The 13,903-nt window shown below is 69.5% G+C and carries 15 protein-coding genes; 7 read left to right on the forward strand and 8 right to left on the reverse strand.

What is annotated here, in order from left to right; all coding sequences use genetic code 11:
- Positions 1-12: 12 nt before the first annotated feature.
- Positions 13-966 carry a F0F1 ATP synthase subunit gamma gene (locus tag FHR82_RS20925; protein ID WP_184812140.1) on the forward strand — a complete coding sequence of 318 codons (954 nt, stop codon included), beginning with the start codon at positions 13-15 and terminating at the stop codon, positions 964-966.
- On the forward strand, positions 966-2,390 hold the full coding sequence (gene atpD / locus FHR82_RS20930) for a F0F1 ATP synthase subunit beta (protein ID WP_184812141.1): 1,425 nt from the start codon (positions 966-968) through the stop codon (positions 2,388-2,390). The genes FHR82_RS20925 and atpD overlap by 1 nt, the downstream gene beginning before the upstream one ends.
- 62 nt (positions 2,391-2,452) lie before the next feature.
- Here the strand turns inward: atpD and FHR82_RS20935 are convergent, their stop codons facing one another.
- Together FHR82_RS20935 and FHR82_RS20940 are read right to left on the reverse strand one after the other, a co-directional pair.
- Positions 2,453-3,820, reverse strand: a complete 1,368-nt coding sequence (locus FHR82_RS20935; RefSeq protein WP_184812142.1) for a hypothetical protein — start codon at positions 3,818-3,820, stop codon at positions 2,453-2,455.
- Positions 3,817-4,332: a SigE family RNA polymerase sigma factor gene (locus FHR82_RS20940; protein WP_184812143.1), complete on the reverse strand. Its 516-nt coding sequence runs from the start codon at positions 4,330-4,332 to the stop codon at positions 3,817-3,819. Before FHR82_RS20940 ends, FHR82_RS20935 begins: the two co-directional genes overlap by 4 nt.
- 124 nt (positions 4,333-4,456) lie before the next feature.
- On the opposite strand from FHR82_RS20940, the gene FHR82_RS20945 reads away from it, so the two are divergent.
- Positions 4,457-4,813, forward strand: coding sequence for a F0F1 ATP synthase subunit epsilon (locus FHR82_RS20945; RefSeq protein ID WP_184812489.1), 357 nt, complete (start codon positions 4,457-4,459; stop codon positions 4,811-4,813).
- Between the two features lie 24 nt (positions 4,814-4,837).
- A complete protein-coding gene (locus tag FHR82_RS20950; RefSeq protein ID WP_184812144.1) occupies positions 4,838-5,272 on the forward strand; it encodes a DUF2550 domain-containing protein in 435 nt (144 codons plus the stop codon).
- Here the strand turns inward: FHR82_RS20950 and FHR82_RS20955 are convergent.
- From FHR82_RS20955 to FHR82_RS20975, 5 genes are all read right to left on the reverse strand, one after another.
- Complete coding sequence (locus FHR82_RS20955) at positions 5,269-6,084, reverse strand: DUF1206 domain-containing protein (protein ID WP_184812145.1); 816 nt, start codon at positions 6,082-6,084, stop codon at positions 5,269-5,271. The two genes, FHR82_RS20950 and FHR82_RS20955, sit on opposite strands and share 4 nt — an antisense overlap.
- Before the next feature lie 51 nt (positions 6,085-6,135).
- The gene (locus FHR82_RS20960; protein ID WP_184812146.1) at positions 6,136-6,708 is read right to left on the reverse strand and encodes a cob(I)yrinic acid a,c-diamide adenosyltransferase; all 573 of its coding nucleotides are present in this window, start codon (positions 6,706-6,708) and stop codon (positions 6,136-6,138) included.
- A gap of 10 nt (positions 6,709-6,718) precedes the next feature.
- Positions 6,719-7,210 (reverse strand): LLM class oxidoreductase, encoded by a 492-nt coding sequence (locus tag FHR82_RS20965; protein WP_184812147.1) that lies wholly within the window; start codon positions 7,208-7,210, stop codon positions 6,719-6,721.
- Positions 7,211-7,282: 72 nt separating this feature from the next.
- Positions 7,283-8,230, reverse strand: a complete 948-nt coding sequence (locus FHR82_RS20970) for a zinc-binding dehydrogenase (protein WP_184812148.1) — start codon at positions 8,228-8,230, stop codon at positions 7,283-7,285.
- A gap of 58 nt (positions 8,231-8,288) precedes the next feature.
- Positions 8,289-8,945, reverse strand: a complete 657-nt coding sequence (locus FHR82_RS20975) for a hypothetical protein (protein WP_184812149.1) — start codon at positions 8,943-8,945, stop codon at positions 8,289-8,291.
- Positions 8,946-9,045: 100 nt separating this feature from the next.
- Between FHR82_RS20975 and murA the strand changes: the two genes are divergently transcribed.
- Positions 9,046-10,320, forward strand: a complete 1,275-nt coding sequence (gene murA, locus FHR82_RS20980) for a UDP-N-acetylglucosamine 1-carboxyvinyltransferase (RefSeq protein WP_184812150.1) — start codon at positions 9,046-9,048, stop codon at positions 10,318-10,320.
- A gap of 34 nt (positions 10,321-10,354) precedes the next feature.
- Here murA and FHR82_RS20985 read toward each other — a convergent pair whose 3' ends face one another.
- Positions 10,355-11,002, reverse strand: coding sequence for a DedA family protein (locus FHR82_RS20985; RefSeq protein WP_184812151.1), 648 nt, complete (start codon positions 11,000-11,002; stop codon positions 10,355-10,357).
- A gap of 160 nt (positions 11,003-11,162) precedes the next feature.
- On the opposite strand from FHR82_RS20985, the gene FHR82_RS20990 reads away from it, so the two are divergent.
- Positions 11,163-12,323 carry a sensor histidine kinase gene (locus FHR82_RS20990; protein ID WP_184812152.1) on the forward strand — a complete coding sequence of 387 codons (1,161 nt, stop codon included), beginning with the start codon at positions 11,163-11,165 and terminating at the stop codon, positions 12,321-12,323.
- Positions 12,324-13,218: 895 nt separating this feature from the next.
- A complete protein-coding gene (locus FHR82_RS20995; RefSeq protein ID WP_184812153.1) occupies positions 13,219-13,863 on the forward strand; it encodes a response regulator transcription factor in 645 nt (214 codons plus the stop codon).
- The last annotated feature ends 40 nt before the right edge of the window (positions 13,864-13,903 follow it).

A 13,903-nucleotide genomic window follows, 5' to 3' on the forward strand; every position in this document is an offset into this window, starting at 1 on the left:
GGACGGGAGTAGATGGCCGCACAACTTCGCGAACTACGGTCCAAGATCCGGTCGACCAAGTCCATCGGCAAGATCACCAAGGCGATGGAGCTCATCGCCACGTCGCGCATCAGCAAGGCGCAGGCCCGGGTGGACGCGTCCCGGCCCTACGCGGAGGAGATCACCAAGGTCCTCTCCGCGCTGGCCAGCGCGGCCACCACGCTCGACGACCCGCTGCTCACCGAGCGCCCCAACCCCAAGCGGGTCGGCGTGCTGGTCGTGACCAGCGACAAGGGTCTCTGCGGTGCCTACAACGCCAACGTGCTGCGTGCCGCCGAGGAGCTCCAGTCGCTGCTGCGTGAGCAGGGCAAGACGCCGGTGCTGTACGTGATGGGCGCCAAGGGTGTCAGCTACTACCGGTTCCGGGACCGCAAGGTCGCCGAGAGCTGGACCGGCTTCACCCAGGTGCCGCGTTACGAGAACGCGCAGGAGGCCGGCAAGACGCTGGTCGCCGCCTTCAACGCGGGTGCCGACGACGATGGTGACGAGGCGGGTGCCGACGGCATCCTCGGCGTCGACGAGCTGCACATCGTGTACACGGAGTTCCGCTCGATGCTGTCCCAGGTGCCGGTGGCCAAGCGGATCGCGCCGCTCGAGGTGGAGTACACCGAGGAGGGCGCCGAGCAGGCGCCCAAGAGCGACGTGATCGCGTCGGCCTACTCGTTCGAGCCCAGTGCCGAGGCGCTGCTCACCGCGCTGCTGCCGAAGTACATCAACACCCGGATCTACGCGGCGCTGCTCGAGTCGGCGGCGTCGCAGCTGGCCGCGCAGCGCAACGCCATGAAGTCGGCGTCGGACAACGCGAACGACCTGGTGAAGACCTACACCCGGCTCGCCAACCAGGCACGCCAGGGCCAGATCACCCAGGAGATCAGCGAAATCGTCGGCGGTGCGAACGCACTCGCCTCGGTAGGAAGTGAAGACTGATGACGACAACCGAGAACGCCGCCAAGGGCCGCATCGTGCGGGTGACCGGTCCTGTGGTCGACGTCGAGTTCCCCCGCGGCCAGGTGCCCCAGCTGTTCAACGCGCTGAAGACCGAGATCACGTTCTCCGAGCTGAAGAAGACGGTGACCCTCGAGGTCGCCCAGCACCTCGGCGACAACCTCGTGCGCACCATCTCCCTGCAGCCGCAGGACGGTCTCGTCCGTGGCGCCGCGGTGTACGACACCGGCGCCGCGATCTCCGTGCCGGTCGGTGACGGGGTCAAGGGCCACGTCTACAACGCGCTCGGTGAGTGCCTCGACGAGCCCGGCTACGGCGCGGACTTCGAGAAGTGGGAGATCCACCGCAAGCCGCCGCCCTTCGACCAGCTCGAAGGCAAGACCGAGATGCTGGAGACCGGCCTCAAGGTCATCGACCTGCTGACCCCGTACGTGACCGGCGGCAAGATCGGTCTGTTCGGTGGTGCCGGCGTCGGCAAGACGGTGCTCATCAAGGAGATGATCACCCGTGTTGCCCGCAACTTCGGTGGCACCTCGGTGTTCGCCGGTGTCGGCGAGCGCACCCGTGAGGGCACGGACCTCTTCCTGGAGATGAGCGAGGACGGCGTCATCAACGACACCGCGCTCGTGTTCGGTCAGATGGATGAGCCGCCGGGCACGCGTATGCGGGTCGCCCTGTCGGCGCTGACCATGGCGGAGTACTTCCGCGACGTCCAGAACCAGGACGTGCTGCTGTTCATCGACAACATCTTCCGCTTCACCCAGGCGGGTTCCGAGGTGTCGACCCTGCTGGGCCGCATGCCTTCCGCCGTGGGTTACCAGCCGACGCTGGCGGACGAGATGGGTGAGCTGCAGGAGCGGATCACCTCGACCAAGGGTCGTTCGATCACCTCGATGCAGGCGATCTACGTGCCTGCGGACGACTACACCGACCCGGCCCCGGCGACGACGTTCGCCCACCTGGACGCCACCACCGAGCTTTCCCGGTCGGTGTTCCAGAAGGGCATCTTCCCGGCGGTGGACCCGCTGGCGTCGACGTCGACGATCCTCGACCCGGCCATCGTGGGCGACAAGCACTACGCCGTGGCCTCCGAGGTCATCCGGATCCTGCAGAAGTACAAGGAGCTGCAGGACATCATCGCGATCCTCGGTATGGACGAACTGTCCGAAGAGGACAAGCTGACGGTGAACAGGGCGCGGCGCATCGAGCGTTACCTGTCGCAGAACATGCTGGTGGCCGAGGCCTTCACGCAGATCCCGGGTTCGACGGTGCCGCGCGAGGAGACCGTCGAGGCCTTCGACAAGATCACCAAGGGCGACTTCGACCACTACCCGGAGCAGGCGTTCCTGGGCATCGGTGGCCTGGAGGACCTGGAGAAGAAGTACAAGGAGATCACCAAGAAGTAGGTGCTCCTGAACGGCGAACGCCGCGCTCCCTTCCGGGGGCGCGGCGTTCGCCGTTGTGTGACTCAGTTCAGCGCGACGGTCTCACCGTCCACTGTGACCTCGGTGGTGTTGTCCGGCAGCAGTGCGGCGTCGCGGCCCGCGTCCTGCCATTCGCCGTCCGGTGCCGTCCGGTAGCTCAGCGCCTTGCCCTTGTCCGCGACGATCCACCCGCCGCCGTCCGGGATGCGGAACCGCACCGGCAGCACGGTTGTGGAGTCCACGGGCCCGCCGTCGACGATGTCCACTTCGGTCGAGTAGTGGTCCGAGGAGACCATGACGGTCAGCCGTGGCGTGTCCCAATCGACCTGGGTCTCCTTCAGGATGACCAGCCGCCCGTCAGACAGCCCGGCGGTGACGTCCCAGTCGCTCTGGAACTGCCAGACCTCCACTGGGACGTGCAGGCCCCAGATCGAGTCCCGCTCGACATCGTTCATGGGTGGTGGGTTGCCGAACTCCCACGTCGAGTTGCCCCACTCGAGCAGTTTGGGGTACACCCGGCGGTAGTCCGGGTCGGTCAGCCGGTTCGCCAGGAACTCGCTGGCCGTCCCTCGGACGTAGACGCTCGGGGGGGCGGGCCAGGGGTCGTCCGGGCCGATGATCTGCGTGTCCGATGGCATGACCGTCGGTGGGTCGTCCCCCTGGAACGCCGCTGTGGTCGACGGGTCGTGGTCCTCCGGGATGTGCACGAGCACAACACCGTCGCGGGGCTGGGCCCGCTCCCATGTCCGGGTGGAGGTCTCTCCCTCCTTGCCGACGGCGAACGAGTAGTGCAGAGGCTTGCCGTAGTCGACGATCAGCAGCGTCCGGTTCTCGGGGCCGAACTTGTAGTAGTCGGCCCACGTCGGCTCCTGGAGCCCGATGTACGCCGTGTCGACGAGCTTGAGCTTCCCGTCGGCGGGGTCGATCGTGACCAGTCCCTCGGCGACCTGCGGACCGCGGTCCTTCGGCTGGGCTTGGGTGTGTTCATGGACGTAGACCTGCTGCACGACGATCGCGGCCCGTCCTGCCGGGGTGTTGCCCGCCCAGAGGATGCGTGGGTCGCCGCGGCGATCGTCGTAGTAGCCGAAGGAAGCCTCCTCGGCGTAGCCGAGGTCGCGCCGCCACACGTCGAGGGCCTGGTCCAGGAACGCCTGGTCGCCTGCCAGGTCGCCGCGGGTGGGCTGGGTCAGCCGTGCGTCCGCGGCCTGCACCTGCTGCGGCACGTCCCGCAGTGCGACCACCGTGGCGCTGGTGGCCACCGCGGCGACCGCCAGCACGCTCGCCGCGACGACCATCCTGCGCCGTCCCCGGCGACGGCGGCCGCCGCGCAGCACGGTGTCGGCGAATCCGGGGGGTGGCTCGAGCCCGTCCGTGGCGTTGTGGAGCTGCTCGTTCAGTTCTTGGGTGTTCACGTCGTCGTCCTCTCGTGGACGGGGGCGGGGAGGTCGTCGTCGAGCAGTTCGCGCAGGCGGGCGAGGCCGCGGGAGGTCTGGCTCTTGACGGTCCCGGTACTGCAGCGGAGGGCTTTCGCGATCTCCGCCTCGGCCATGTCGTCGAAGAAGCGCAGCACCAGCACGGCCCGCATGCGGGGCGGGAGCGTGCGCAGTGCGCGGACGACCCGGTCCTCCTCGACGACCTGTTGTTCGGGGCCCGGCCGTGCCGGTGGTGCCTCATCGATGAGCGGCACCTCGCTCACCCGCCGCGACCGGTTGCGCCAGCGGTTCGCGGCCGCGTTCGCCAGCGCGGCCCGCAGGTACGGCTCCGGTCTCCCCTTGATGCGCCGCCAGCGCGGGTAGGCCCGCTCCAGTACGTCCTGCAGCAGGTCCTGCGCCGCACCCCGGTCGCCGCCGCACAACAGGTACGCGGTGCGGAGCAGGGCGGCGGCGCGGTGGGTCACGAAGTCCGTGAAGTCGGCTTCGTCCATGTGCACCCCCAGTCGATCGGTGACTCGTCTCACCCGTTCAGACACCGGCCTGGCTGGGGAGGTTGAGAGCGGACCAATTAGACTCCGGATGAAGACCCATACAAGGAGGTACCGCGTGGCCGAGATGTCCGTCCAGCTGGTCGCCGTGGAACGACGCCTGTGGTCGGGTACCGGCACGTTCGTCTCGGCGCAGACCACCGAGGGCGAGATCGGCATCCTGCCCGGTCACGAGCCCGTGCTCGGTCAGCTGATCGAGGGTGGCGTGGTCAAGGTGCGCACGACTGACGGCCAGACCGTCACCGCTGCCGTCCAGGGGGGCTTCCTCTCCGTGACGGGCGAGGCGGTACGGATCCTCGCGGAGTCCGCCGACATGGCCGACGAGATCGACGTGGAGGCGGCGCAGGCCGACCTCAACTCGGACGACGAGGAGATCCGCGCGAGAGCGCAAGGCCGACTTCGCGCCGCGGGCCAGCAGGACTGACGGCCGGGCGAGCGGAGGCGGGCCGTGGACATCACTGTGGTGGTCGGAGCGGTCCTCCTGCTGGTCGCGGTTGTCCTGGTCTGGTTCACCGTTCGTCGTCTGCGTGCGCTGCGGTCCGGCGGTGTGCACGCCGCGCTGCGCACCAGGCTCGACGACCCAGGCAAGGGCTGGCACCTCGGGGTGGGCCGCTACCAGGGTGACGAGTTCGTGTGGTTTCGCGTGCTCAGCCTGCGCCCCGGCCCCGACCGGGTGATCAGCCGCAGCGCGCTTGAGATCGCGGACCGGCGGGACCCGACGGGGCCCGAGCTGTACAGCATGCCGCCCTCCTCGCACGTGCTGCGGTTCCGCGAGGCGGGCGACGGCGCCGAGGTCGAGATCGCCATGGGGCCGGACGCGTTGACGGGCTTCCTGTCGTGGCTGGAGTCCGCCCCACCAGGCCGGCTGCCCTGGGCCTCCTAGTTCTTGTGCGCGCGAGCGGCGGCGAAGCAGTACACGCCGAACGCCGCGAGGCCCACGCCGACGACCACGAGTGCCACGGTCCCGAACGGCTGCGCGGCGAGTGTCTTCAGAGCGCGGTCGAGGCCGCCTGCCTCCTGTGAGTTGCCCTGGAACGCGGCGAACGCCAGCAGCACGCCGATGATGCCCACCACGACGCCCTTGGCGATGTAGCCGAAGACCCCCAGCCGGGTGACCCACTGCTGCGTGCCGCTCGGCAGGTCGTGCATGTCGAGGTCGTCGAGGAACTTCTTCTTGACGCCCTTCCTGACCTGCGAGACCGCGACGCCGACGACGACCGCGGCCGCGATCCCGACGAGGATCTGCCCGGCGGGCAGGGACAGCAGCTTCGCCGTGAACTCCTGCTGTTGCTGGTTGCCGGACCCGCCGCCACCGCTGCCGGTGACGAGCCGCAGCGCGTAGATGCCGAGCGCCACACCGATCACGGCCTTGACGACGGCCGCGATGCGCCGCCGCGTCCGCCTGTTCTTCTTGGTCACCCAGTGGTAGCCGATCGCGGCCTGCATGAGCTGCCAGCCGCCGTAGGCGAGCAGGCCGAGGGCCAGCACCCACAGCACGACGGCACCGAACGAGCCGCTGCCGATCTCCTGGACCGCGCCCTTCTGGTCGGCCTGTTCCCCGGAGTCCCCGAACGCCACGCGCACCGCGAGGTACGCCACGATCACGTGCACGAGCCCGTAACAGACCATGCCGGCCCGCCCGAGACCCTGTGCCAGCTTGCTGTTCTTCGCTCTGTGCGCGGATGAGGCAACCATGACCCGGTAATTACCCAGGTCAGGCGCCCGCGAACGGTCCGTTCGCAGTAATCACCGACCGCCGCCCGGCTGCCACAGCACGTCACCGCCCGGGTTCGCGACCCGCGACAGCACGAACAACAGGTCGGACAGCCGGTTGAGGTACTTCGCGGCGAGGACGTTGGTGCGCTCGCCGTCCGCCTCCACCAGCCGCCAGGCGCTGCGCTCGGCCCGCCTGGTCACCGTGCGGGCGACGTGCAGCAGGGCGGCGCCCGCGGTCCCGCCGGGCAGGATGAACGAGGACAGCTTCTCCAGGCGCCCGTTGAAGTCGTCGCACCAGCCCTCGAGCCGTTCGACGTAGCTGTCGGTGATCCGCAGCGGCGGGTACTTGGGCTCCGGCACCACCGGCGCGCACAGATCGGCCCCGACGTCGAAGAGGTCGTTCTGCACGGCTTGCAGCACCGTCAGCAGCTCGTCGTCCAGTCCGCCCATCGCGACCGCGACCCCGATGGCCGCGTTGGCCTCGTCGACGTCGGCGTAGGCCGCCAGCCGGGGGTCGGTCTTGGGCACACGCTGACCGTCACCGAGCGCGGTGGTCCCGTTGTCGCCGACCTTGGTGTAGACGCGAGTGATGTGCACGGCCATGCCCGGCACACTACCGGCGCGCCGCGGCGTCGGAGAGCAGGTCGGCCTGCACCCGCCAGTCCCCACCGAACGGCAGCCCCACGACCCGGGCGGCCCCGGCGTCGAACAACGCGCCGAGGTGCTCGGCGGCCTGCGCAGGGCTGCCCGTGAGCATCCTGGCACGGGCGTACTCCTCGGACATGCCGTAGCCCGTGAGCATCCGAGCCTGCGCGTCCAGGTCGGCCCCGGCCCCGAGCCCCATGGCCACCTGCGCGGTGACCTCCACCGGGCGTCCGGCCCGCTCGGTGAACTCCCGGATCCCGGCGGCGAGGTCGGACGGCGGCAGGAAGGCCGGGTACCACCCGAACCCGTGCTCGGCCGCGCGCCGCATGGCCGGCAACCCGCCACCGATCAGGATGGGCGGCACGGTGGCCCCTGGCGCAAGCGTCACGTCAGTGCCGTCCACGTTGGCGGCCTGCCCCGAGACAAGTCCGGGAAGGAGGTCGAGAGCGGCGTGGTGCACGTCGGTCCGATGCGTCGCCGAAGCCCTTGGCGTGCGTCCCTTCCGCCGTGGGACTACCAGGGCGCTGCCCGGTCAGCGGACCGCCAGCAATGTCTTCCCGATCGTGGCGCGGGACTGGATCGCTCGGTGGGCGTCCGCTGCCTTCGCGAGCGGGAAGCGCTGCCCGATGATCGGGCGGAGCCGTCCCGCCGCCGCTTCGGCGAGGGCGCTTTCCGTGTGGGCGCGCAGCTCGTCCTGGGTCGCCGTCGGGCGGACCAGTGTCACGTCGCGGGCGGTGGCGTCCTCCTCGCCGATCGCCGTCCACGTGCCGCTCGCCAGGCCGAAGCTCACCATCCGGCCGCCTCGGCCGAGTAGTTCGAACGCCGCGCGTCCGATGTCGCCACCCACGCCGTCGAACACCACGTCGACCGCGTCTCCCACCTGGCCGGGCCAGTCCGCCTCCGTGTAGTCGACGGTGATGTCCGCGCCCAGCTCTTTCGCGACCGCCAGCTTCCGGGCGCCGCCCGCCGCTGCCACCACCGTCGCGCCCGCCGCTTTCGCCAGCTGCACGATCAGGGTGCCGACCCCGCCGGCGGCGGCCTCGACCAGCACCCGCTCACCTGCCCGGATGCCGGCTGCCCGCGTCATCATCGTCGCGGTTCTGCCGTCGGCCAGGAGGGCCACCGCCACGTCCAGTGGGACGTCGGCCGGGACCTGGAACAACGACGCCGCATCGGCCGCCGCACGTTCGGCGTAGCCGCCGTGGCCGCCGGTGCTGGTGATCACCCGAGCGCCGACGAGGTCGTCCGGGACCCCAGGACCCACCGCCGCGACGATCCCGCCCACCCCGTTGCCGGGCACCATCGGAAGGTCGGCCGCGAACGGGCCGCTGCCGGTGGCGCGGAACTGGGTCTCGACGAACGTGGTGTTGGCGTACTCGACGTCCACGACCACGCGCCCGGCGTCCGCCACCGGGTCCGGCGCCTCGCCGATCGCCAGTACCTCGGGTTCGCCGAACTCCCGCAACCACACCGCACGCATCTGTCCTCCATCGGTAGGACCTCAGCGTGCAACCTCCAGCAATGTGGAGGTCAACCGATCAGTCGTCGCGGTCCGATCCGTGGAACGGGAAGCCGCTCGACTGTTCCTGGCCCGACTCCCTGGCGGCCATCACTTCCTTCAGGCGGTCGCCAAGCAACCCGAGGGCGGTGGCCATCAGCGTGATCAACGCCAACACGACGATCATCAGCCAGAACCCGATTTCGGTGTGGGTCACCTCGGTCACGGCGGTCCGCAGGCGGTCGCCGTCCTGGCTTTCGGCGGCGCCGGTCTGCCGGGCCCAGTCGGCCAGCGAGTCCTGCAGGTTCGACTGGGCGACACTCATCGTCACGACGGTCACGACCAGCGTGCCTGCCGCCAGCGCCGCGCCGCCGAGCAGGCGTGCCTTCAGGTGCGGGATCAGCGCGGTCAGCACACCGGCGGCCGCGAGGACGGCCAGCCCGATCGCGAGCAGTTGGACGCCCGGGTCCGGCGGGTCGGTGAGGGCGACCGGGCTCTCCGGGTCGTCGGCCAGGTCCTGCAGCTCCGCGGGCACCTCGGGATCGGTGCCGCTGACGAGGTGGCTGCCGGTGTAGGTCGTGCCTGCCTCGCCGTAGCCGGGGACGTCGCAGGACGCCGAGACGAACGGCAGCAGGAAGAACAGCAGCAGCACCAGCACGAACCCGGCCGGGCTCGCGAAGCGCGAGAGGAACCGCACAGAAGACCCCTTGCTAGACGACCGGGTGGCGAGGGTAGCGGACCGTGCGGACCCCGGGTGGCGCGCGACCCCGCGCGCGGCTGGGGCATGATGGGCGCTCGTGACAGAGCACTTCCAGGTACATGGCGGCGCACGCTTGGCCGGTGAGGTCGACGTGGTCGGCGCCAAGAACAGCGTGTTGAAGCTGATGGCGGCCGCATTGCTGGCCGAGGGCACGACCACGCTCACGAACTGCCCGCAGATCCTGGACGTGCCGTTGATGGCGGAGGTCCTGCGCAGTCTCGGCTGCGAGGTCACCATCGAGGCCGACACCGTCGCCATCACCACTCCCGCCGACCTCAACCACCGCGCCGACTCACCCGCGATGGGCAAGCTCCGCGCTTCGGTGTGTGTGCTCGGTCCGCTGGTCGGCCGCTGCAAGCGTGCGGTGGTCGCCCTGCCGGGCGGCGACGCGATCGGCGTGCGCCCGCTCGACATGCACCAGAACGGCCTCCGCCAGCTCGGCGCGCACAGCGAGATCGAGCACGGCTGCGTCGTCGCCGAGGCCGAGGGCCTGCACGGCGCCCAGATCTGGCTCGACTTCCCGAGCGTCGGCGCGACCGAGAACATCCTCATGGCCGCCGTGCTCGCCAACGGCACCACGGTGATCGACAACGCCGCCCGCGAGCCGGAGATCGTCGACCTGTGCCTGATGCTCCAGCAGATGGGCGGCAAGATCGAGGGCATCGGCACGTCCACCCTCACCGTCCATGGCGTGGACGCGCTCCAGCCCACCGAACACCGCGTCATCGGTGACCGCATCGTCGGCGCCACCTGGGCCTTCGCCGCCGCGATGACCCGAGGTGACGTCACCGTCCGCGGCGTCGACCCCCACCACCTCGACCTGGTGCTCGAGAAGCTCCGCACCGCGGGCGCCGAGGTGACGATCACCGGTGACAACACGTTCCGCGTGGTCCAGGACGAGCGCCCCACGGCGGTCGACTTCGTCACGCTCCCGTACCCCGGCTTCGCCACTGATCTCCAGCCGTTCGCCATCGCGCTGACCTCGATCGCCGACGGCACCTCGATGATCACCGAGAACCTGTTCGAGGCCAGGTTCCGCTTCATCGAGGAGATGGTCCGCCTGGGCGCCGACGCCCGCACCGACGGCCACCACGCCGTCGTCCGCGGCGTCGAGCTCTTGTCGAGCGCCCCGGTCTGGGCGTCCGACATCCGTGCGGGCGTCGGCCTGGTGCTGGCCGGTCTGTGTGCGGACGGCGTCACCGAGGTGTGGGACGTCTTCCACATCGATCGCGGCTACCCGGGTCTGGTGGAGAACCTGGTCAAGCTCGGCGCTGACGTCCGCCGCGTGGCAGGCGACCCGGAACGCAACTGAGCGGGCTTCCCGTTCGCGGCCTGTCCCGGTCTGTTCAGTCCACCTTGCTCTTGTCCCGTTTCTTCTCACGGACCCGGACCACCACGAACGCCACGATCGCCAGCGCGACCACGGCGATGACCACCTTCTGGAAGATGCCCGCGTACTCGTCGACCACCTGCCAGTTGGCGCCGAGCAGGTAGCCGGCCACCACGAAGCCCGAGTTCCAGATCAGGCTGCCCAAGGTGGTCAGGGACAGGAACTGCCACACCGGCATCCGTTCGACGCCGGCGGGTAACGAGATGAGGCTGCGGAACAGCGGGATCATCCGGCCGAAGAACACGGCCTTCGTGCCGTGTCTCCGGAACCAGTGTTCGGTGCGGTCGAAGTCCGACGCCTTCATCAGCGGGGCGCGGATGATCAGGGAACGGACGCGGTCACGGCCCAGCCACGCGCCGAGCCAGTAGGTGAGCATCGCGCCCGCCACGGAGCCGAGTGTGGTCCAGAACAGCGCCATGAACAGGCTCATGGTGCCCTGGCTCGCGGCGAAGCCGGCCAGTGGCAGCACGAGCTCGCTCGGCATCGGCGGGAAGATGTTGTCGATACCGACGAGTAGCGCCGCGCCCGGCCCGCCCAGCTTGTCCATGAGGTCCACCGCCAGGCCGGCGAGACCTCCTGGCTGGTCGGCGGCTGCCACGATCATCAACTTGCTCCTTCGGTTCGGTTGTGGATGATCGCAACGCTATGTGTCCGGATGTTGGTGCGCCATGAGGTGATCCGCCCGATTTGTCTGAGGTTTTCCGCAGTCGAATCTTGTGGACAACCACAGTTCGCAACCGCCGCACCCTCGCTAACCTGGCCACATGCCATCTCTCGCCTCCCATCTGCACCGTGCCCGCCGGGTCACGGTGGGTCTCACGCTGGGTGGTCTCCTCGCGCTCGCGGAGATGGTGCAGGTGGTACTGCTCACCCCCATACACGTGATACCCGCTGCGCGGGCACCTATCGAGGCGTTCGGCGGCAAGCTCGTCGACCTCAACCGCCGCAGGCTGGTCGCCTACCTGAACCTCGACGACCTCTTGTTCGTCCGGCCGACATGGCAGCGCACCGAGTCCTACCTGGCGCGCCGGTTCATCGTGGGACTGCTCGGCGCGATGGTTCTCACGCTGATCGTCATCGGCCTCGGGTCCGCCGTGATCATGGGATGGCAGGTCGTCGACGGGCGCCCGGTGGGCGGTGGCAAGGAGGGCAACACCTGGTACGAGATCGGCGCCATCGCGGTGCTGGGGCTGGTCCTGCTGTTCGGGGCGGTGTGGACCCTGATCGGCGTGACGATCATCGAGCGGGCACTGGCCGTCCGCTACCTCGGGCCGACCGAGGAGGAGCTGCTGCGCAGGCGGGTGTCCCAGCTCGCCACCACACGCGCGGGCGTCGTGGAGGCGATCAACGACGAACGCCGCAGGATCGAACGCGACCTGCACGACGGCGTGCAGCAGCGACTGGTGGCGCTGGGCTTACTGCTCGGCAGAGCACGCCGCGCGACCGATCCCGGGCGGACGGAGGACCTGCTGCGGCAGGCGCACGAGGAGTCACAGCAGGCGTTACGCGACCTGCGTGAGGTCACGTGGCGGGTGTACCCGACAGCGCTGGACGAGGGCGGGTTGCGCACGGCCCTGGAGGGGGTCGCCGAGCGGTCCGGCGTGCCGGTGTCGTTGCGGTACGAGTTGGCGGGGCGGCTGGATCTGGCTACCGAGACCGCCGCCTATTTCGTGGCTTCGGAGGCGGTCACCAACGCTCTGAAGCATGGCGGGCCGTCTCGGATCGAGATCGACGTGGCCGTCGAGGGGGAGGGGATCGTGGTGGCCGTGCGGGATGACGGGTGCGGGGCCGCGGATTCGGCTGGGTCCGGGCTGTCGGGGTTGGCGAGCCGGGTCGCGGCGGCGGACGGGGTGTTTGTTGTGGACAGTCCTGAGGGCGGGCCGACGGTGGTTCGGGCTTGGTTGCCGGTGTTGGTGGGTGTTTGAGGGGTTGTCGGCGGGGGCCTGGGCTGGGCGCGGGTGGGCCGGGCCGGGTGGGCCGGGTGGGCCGGGTGGGGCCGGGCCGGGTGGGGTGCACCGGGTGGGCGGGGTGGGGCCGGGGGTGTGGGGAGGGGTTGGCATGTGGGGTTGGTTGGCATGGTTTGGTTTTAGCGGCCTGGGGTTGTCCTTCTCGCTTCTCGCTTCTCGCTTCTCGCTTCTCGCTTCTCGCTTCGGGCCTTCCGGGCTCTGGCATCTCGCTTCCTGCGTTCGCTTTCCCGCGTCCGGCTTCCCGCTTCCGGGCTTGCGGTGTTCGGGTCCGGGCTGTCGGGTGCAGGGTTCGCGGGCTTCTGGGTTTCTGGCTCCGGAGTTCCCCGTTCAGCCTTCGAACCTTCGGGCTCCGGGCTTCGGGCTCCGGCATCTCGGCGTCCGGCATCTCGCTTCCCGCCTTCGGCTTCCCCCTCTGGGCTTTCGGTGTTTGGGATCCCGGCCGTCGATTCGGGGGTTTGGGGGCTGGGTTCTGGCTCCGGGGCTCCCGGTTCTGGCTCCGGCATCTCGGCCTCCGGCTTCTCGCTTCGCGTTCGGGTGCCCGCGGTCGGCTTCCGCGTTCGGGCTTTCGGGTTCCCGGCCGTCGGGTTCGGGGCTTGCGGGGTTCTGGGTTCTGGCTTTGGAGTTCCCGTTCTGGCTTTGGCTCCGGCTTCTCGCCGCGGGTCTGGTCGTCGTTCGTCCGCGTTCCACGGGGCGGGTTTTCACCTTCTCCGCTCCGTTTTGGCGAACCGCTCGCGTCTCTCGGCCAGTCACCGGTGGTGGTCAGCCTTGCCGCGAGGCGATTCCGCATGGGGCGGTTGGTCCGCGGTCGTGGTTCGTTGTCTGTCCCGTGGGCAGTGAGTGTTAGGGGAGTGTCTTGAGGGTTGTCCTGGCTGAGGACTCCACGTTGCTCCGTGAAGGGCTCGTGCGGCTGCTCGCCGAGGAAGGGCACGACGTCGTCGCCGCTGTGGGGGACGGGGACGCTCTCATCGCGGTCACCGAGCGGGAGTTGCCGGACGTGGTGGTCACCGACGTGCGGATGCCGCCTACCAACACCGATGAGGGACTTCGGGCGGCGTTGGAGATCCAGGAGCGGTGGCCTGAGGTTGGGGTTCTCGTCCTGTCGCAGTACGTGGAGACGCGGTATGCCGGGCAGTTGCTCGGGCGGGACCAGAGCAAGGTCGGGTACCTGCTCAAGGACCGGGTCACCCAGGTCGGTGAGTTCCTCGACGCGCTCACCCGGGTTGCCGAGGGTGGGGCTGCCTTCGACCCCGAGGTGGTGCGGCGGCTCGTGGCGCGGCCGTCCAAGGCTGATCCGTTGACGACGCTCAGTGAGCGGGAGCTGGAAGTCCTCAAGATGATGGCGGAGGGACACACGAACAACGCGATCGCTAAGCGGCTGCACGTGTCGCGGTCGGGGGTGGAGAAGTTCGCGAACTCGATCTTCTACAAGCTGCACATCGGGACCGACTCCGAGTACAACCGGCGGGTGCTCGCGATTCTCAGCTACCTGGCCTCCTGACGTTGTGCTCCTCCCCGCCTGCGAGTAAGAAACATGAGGC

Origin of the sequence: Actinophytocola algeriensis (assembly GCF_014203735.1) — a bacterium.
GTDB classification, from domain to species: Bacteria; Actinomycetota; Actinomycetes; order Mycobacteriales; family Pseudonocardiaceae; genus Actinophytocola; species Actinophytocola algeriensis.

Coding starts and splice junctions, on each gene's coding strand:
- FHR82_RS20925 (WP_184812140.1), top strand. CDS start 13: ATGGCCGCACAACTTCGCGAACTACGGTCCAAGATCCGGTCGACCAAG.
- atpD (WP_184812141.1), top strand. CDS start 966: ATGACGACAACCGAGAACGCCGCCAAGGGCCGCATCGTGCGGGTGACC.
- FHR82_RS20940 (WP_184812143.1), bottom strand. CDS start 4,332: ATGGACGAAGCCGACTTCACGGACTTCGTGACCCACCGCGCCGCCGCC.
- FHR82_RS20945 (WP_184812489.1), top strand. CDS start 4,457: ATGTCCGTCCAGCTGGTCGCCGTGGAACGACGCCTGTGGTCGGGTACC.
- FHR82_RS20955 (WP_184812145.1), bottom strand. CDS start 6,084: ATGGTTGCCTCATCCGCGCACAGAGCGAAGAACAGCAAGCTGGCACAG.
- FHR82_RS20960 (WP_184812146.1), bottom strand. CDS start 6,708: ATGGCCGTGCACATCACTCGCGTCTACACCAAGGTCGGCGACAACGGG.
- FHR82_RS20970 (WP_184812148.1), bottom strand. CDS start 8,230: ATGCGTGCGGTGTGGTTGCGGGAGTTCGGCGAACCCGAGGTACTGGCG.
- FHR82_RS20985 (WP_184812151.1), bottom strand. CDS start 11,002: ATGATCGTGGCAGCCGCCGACCAGCCAGGAGGTCTCGCCGGCCTGGCG.
- FHR82_RS20990 (WP_184812152.1), top strand. CDS start 11,163: ATGCCATCTCTCGCCTCCCATCTGCACCGTGCCCGCCGGGTCACGGTG.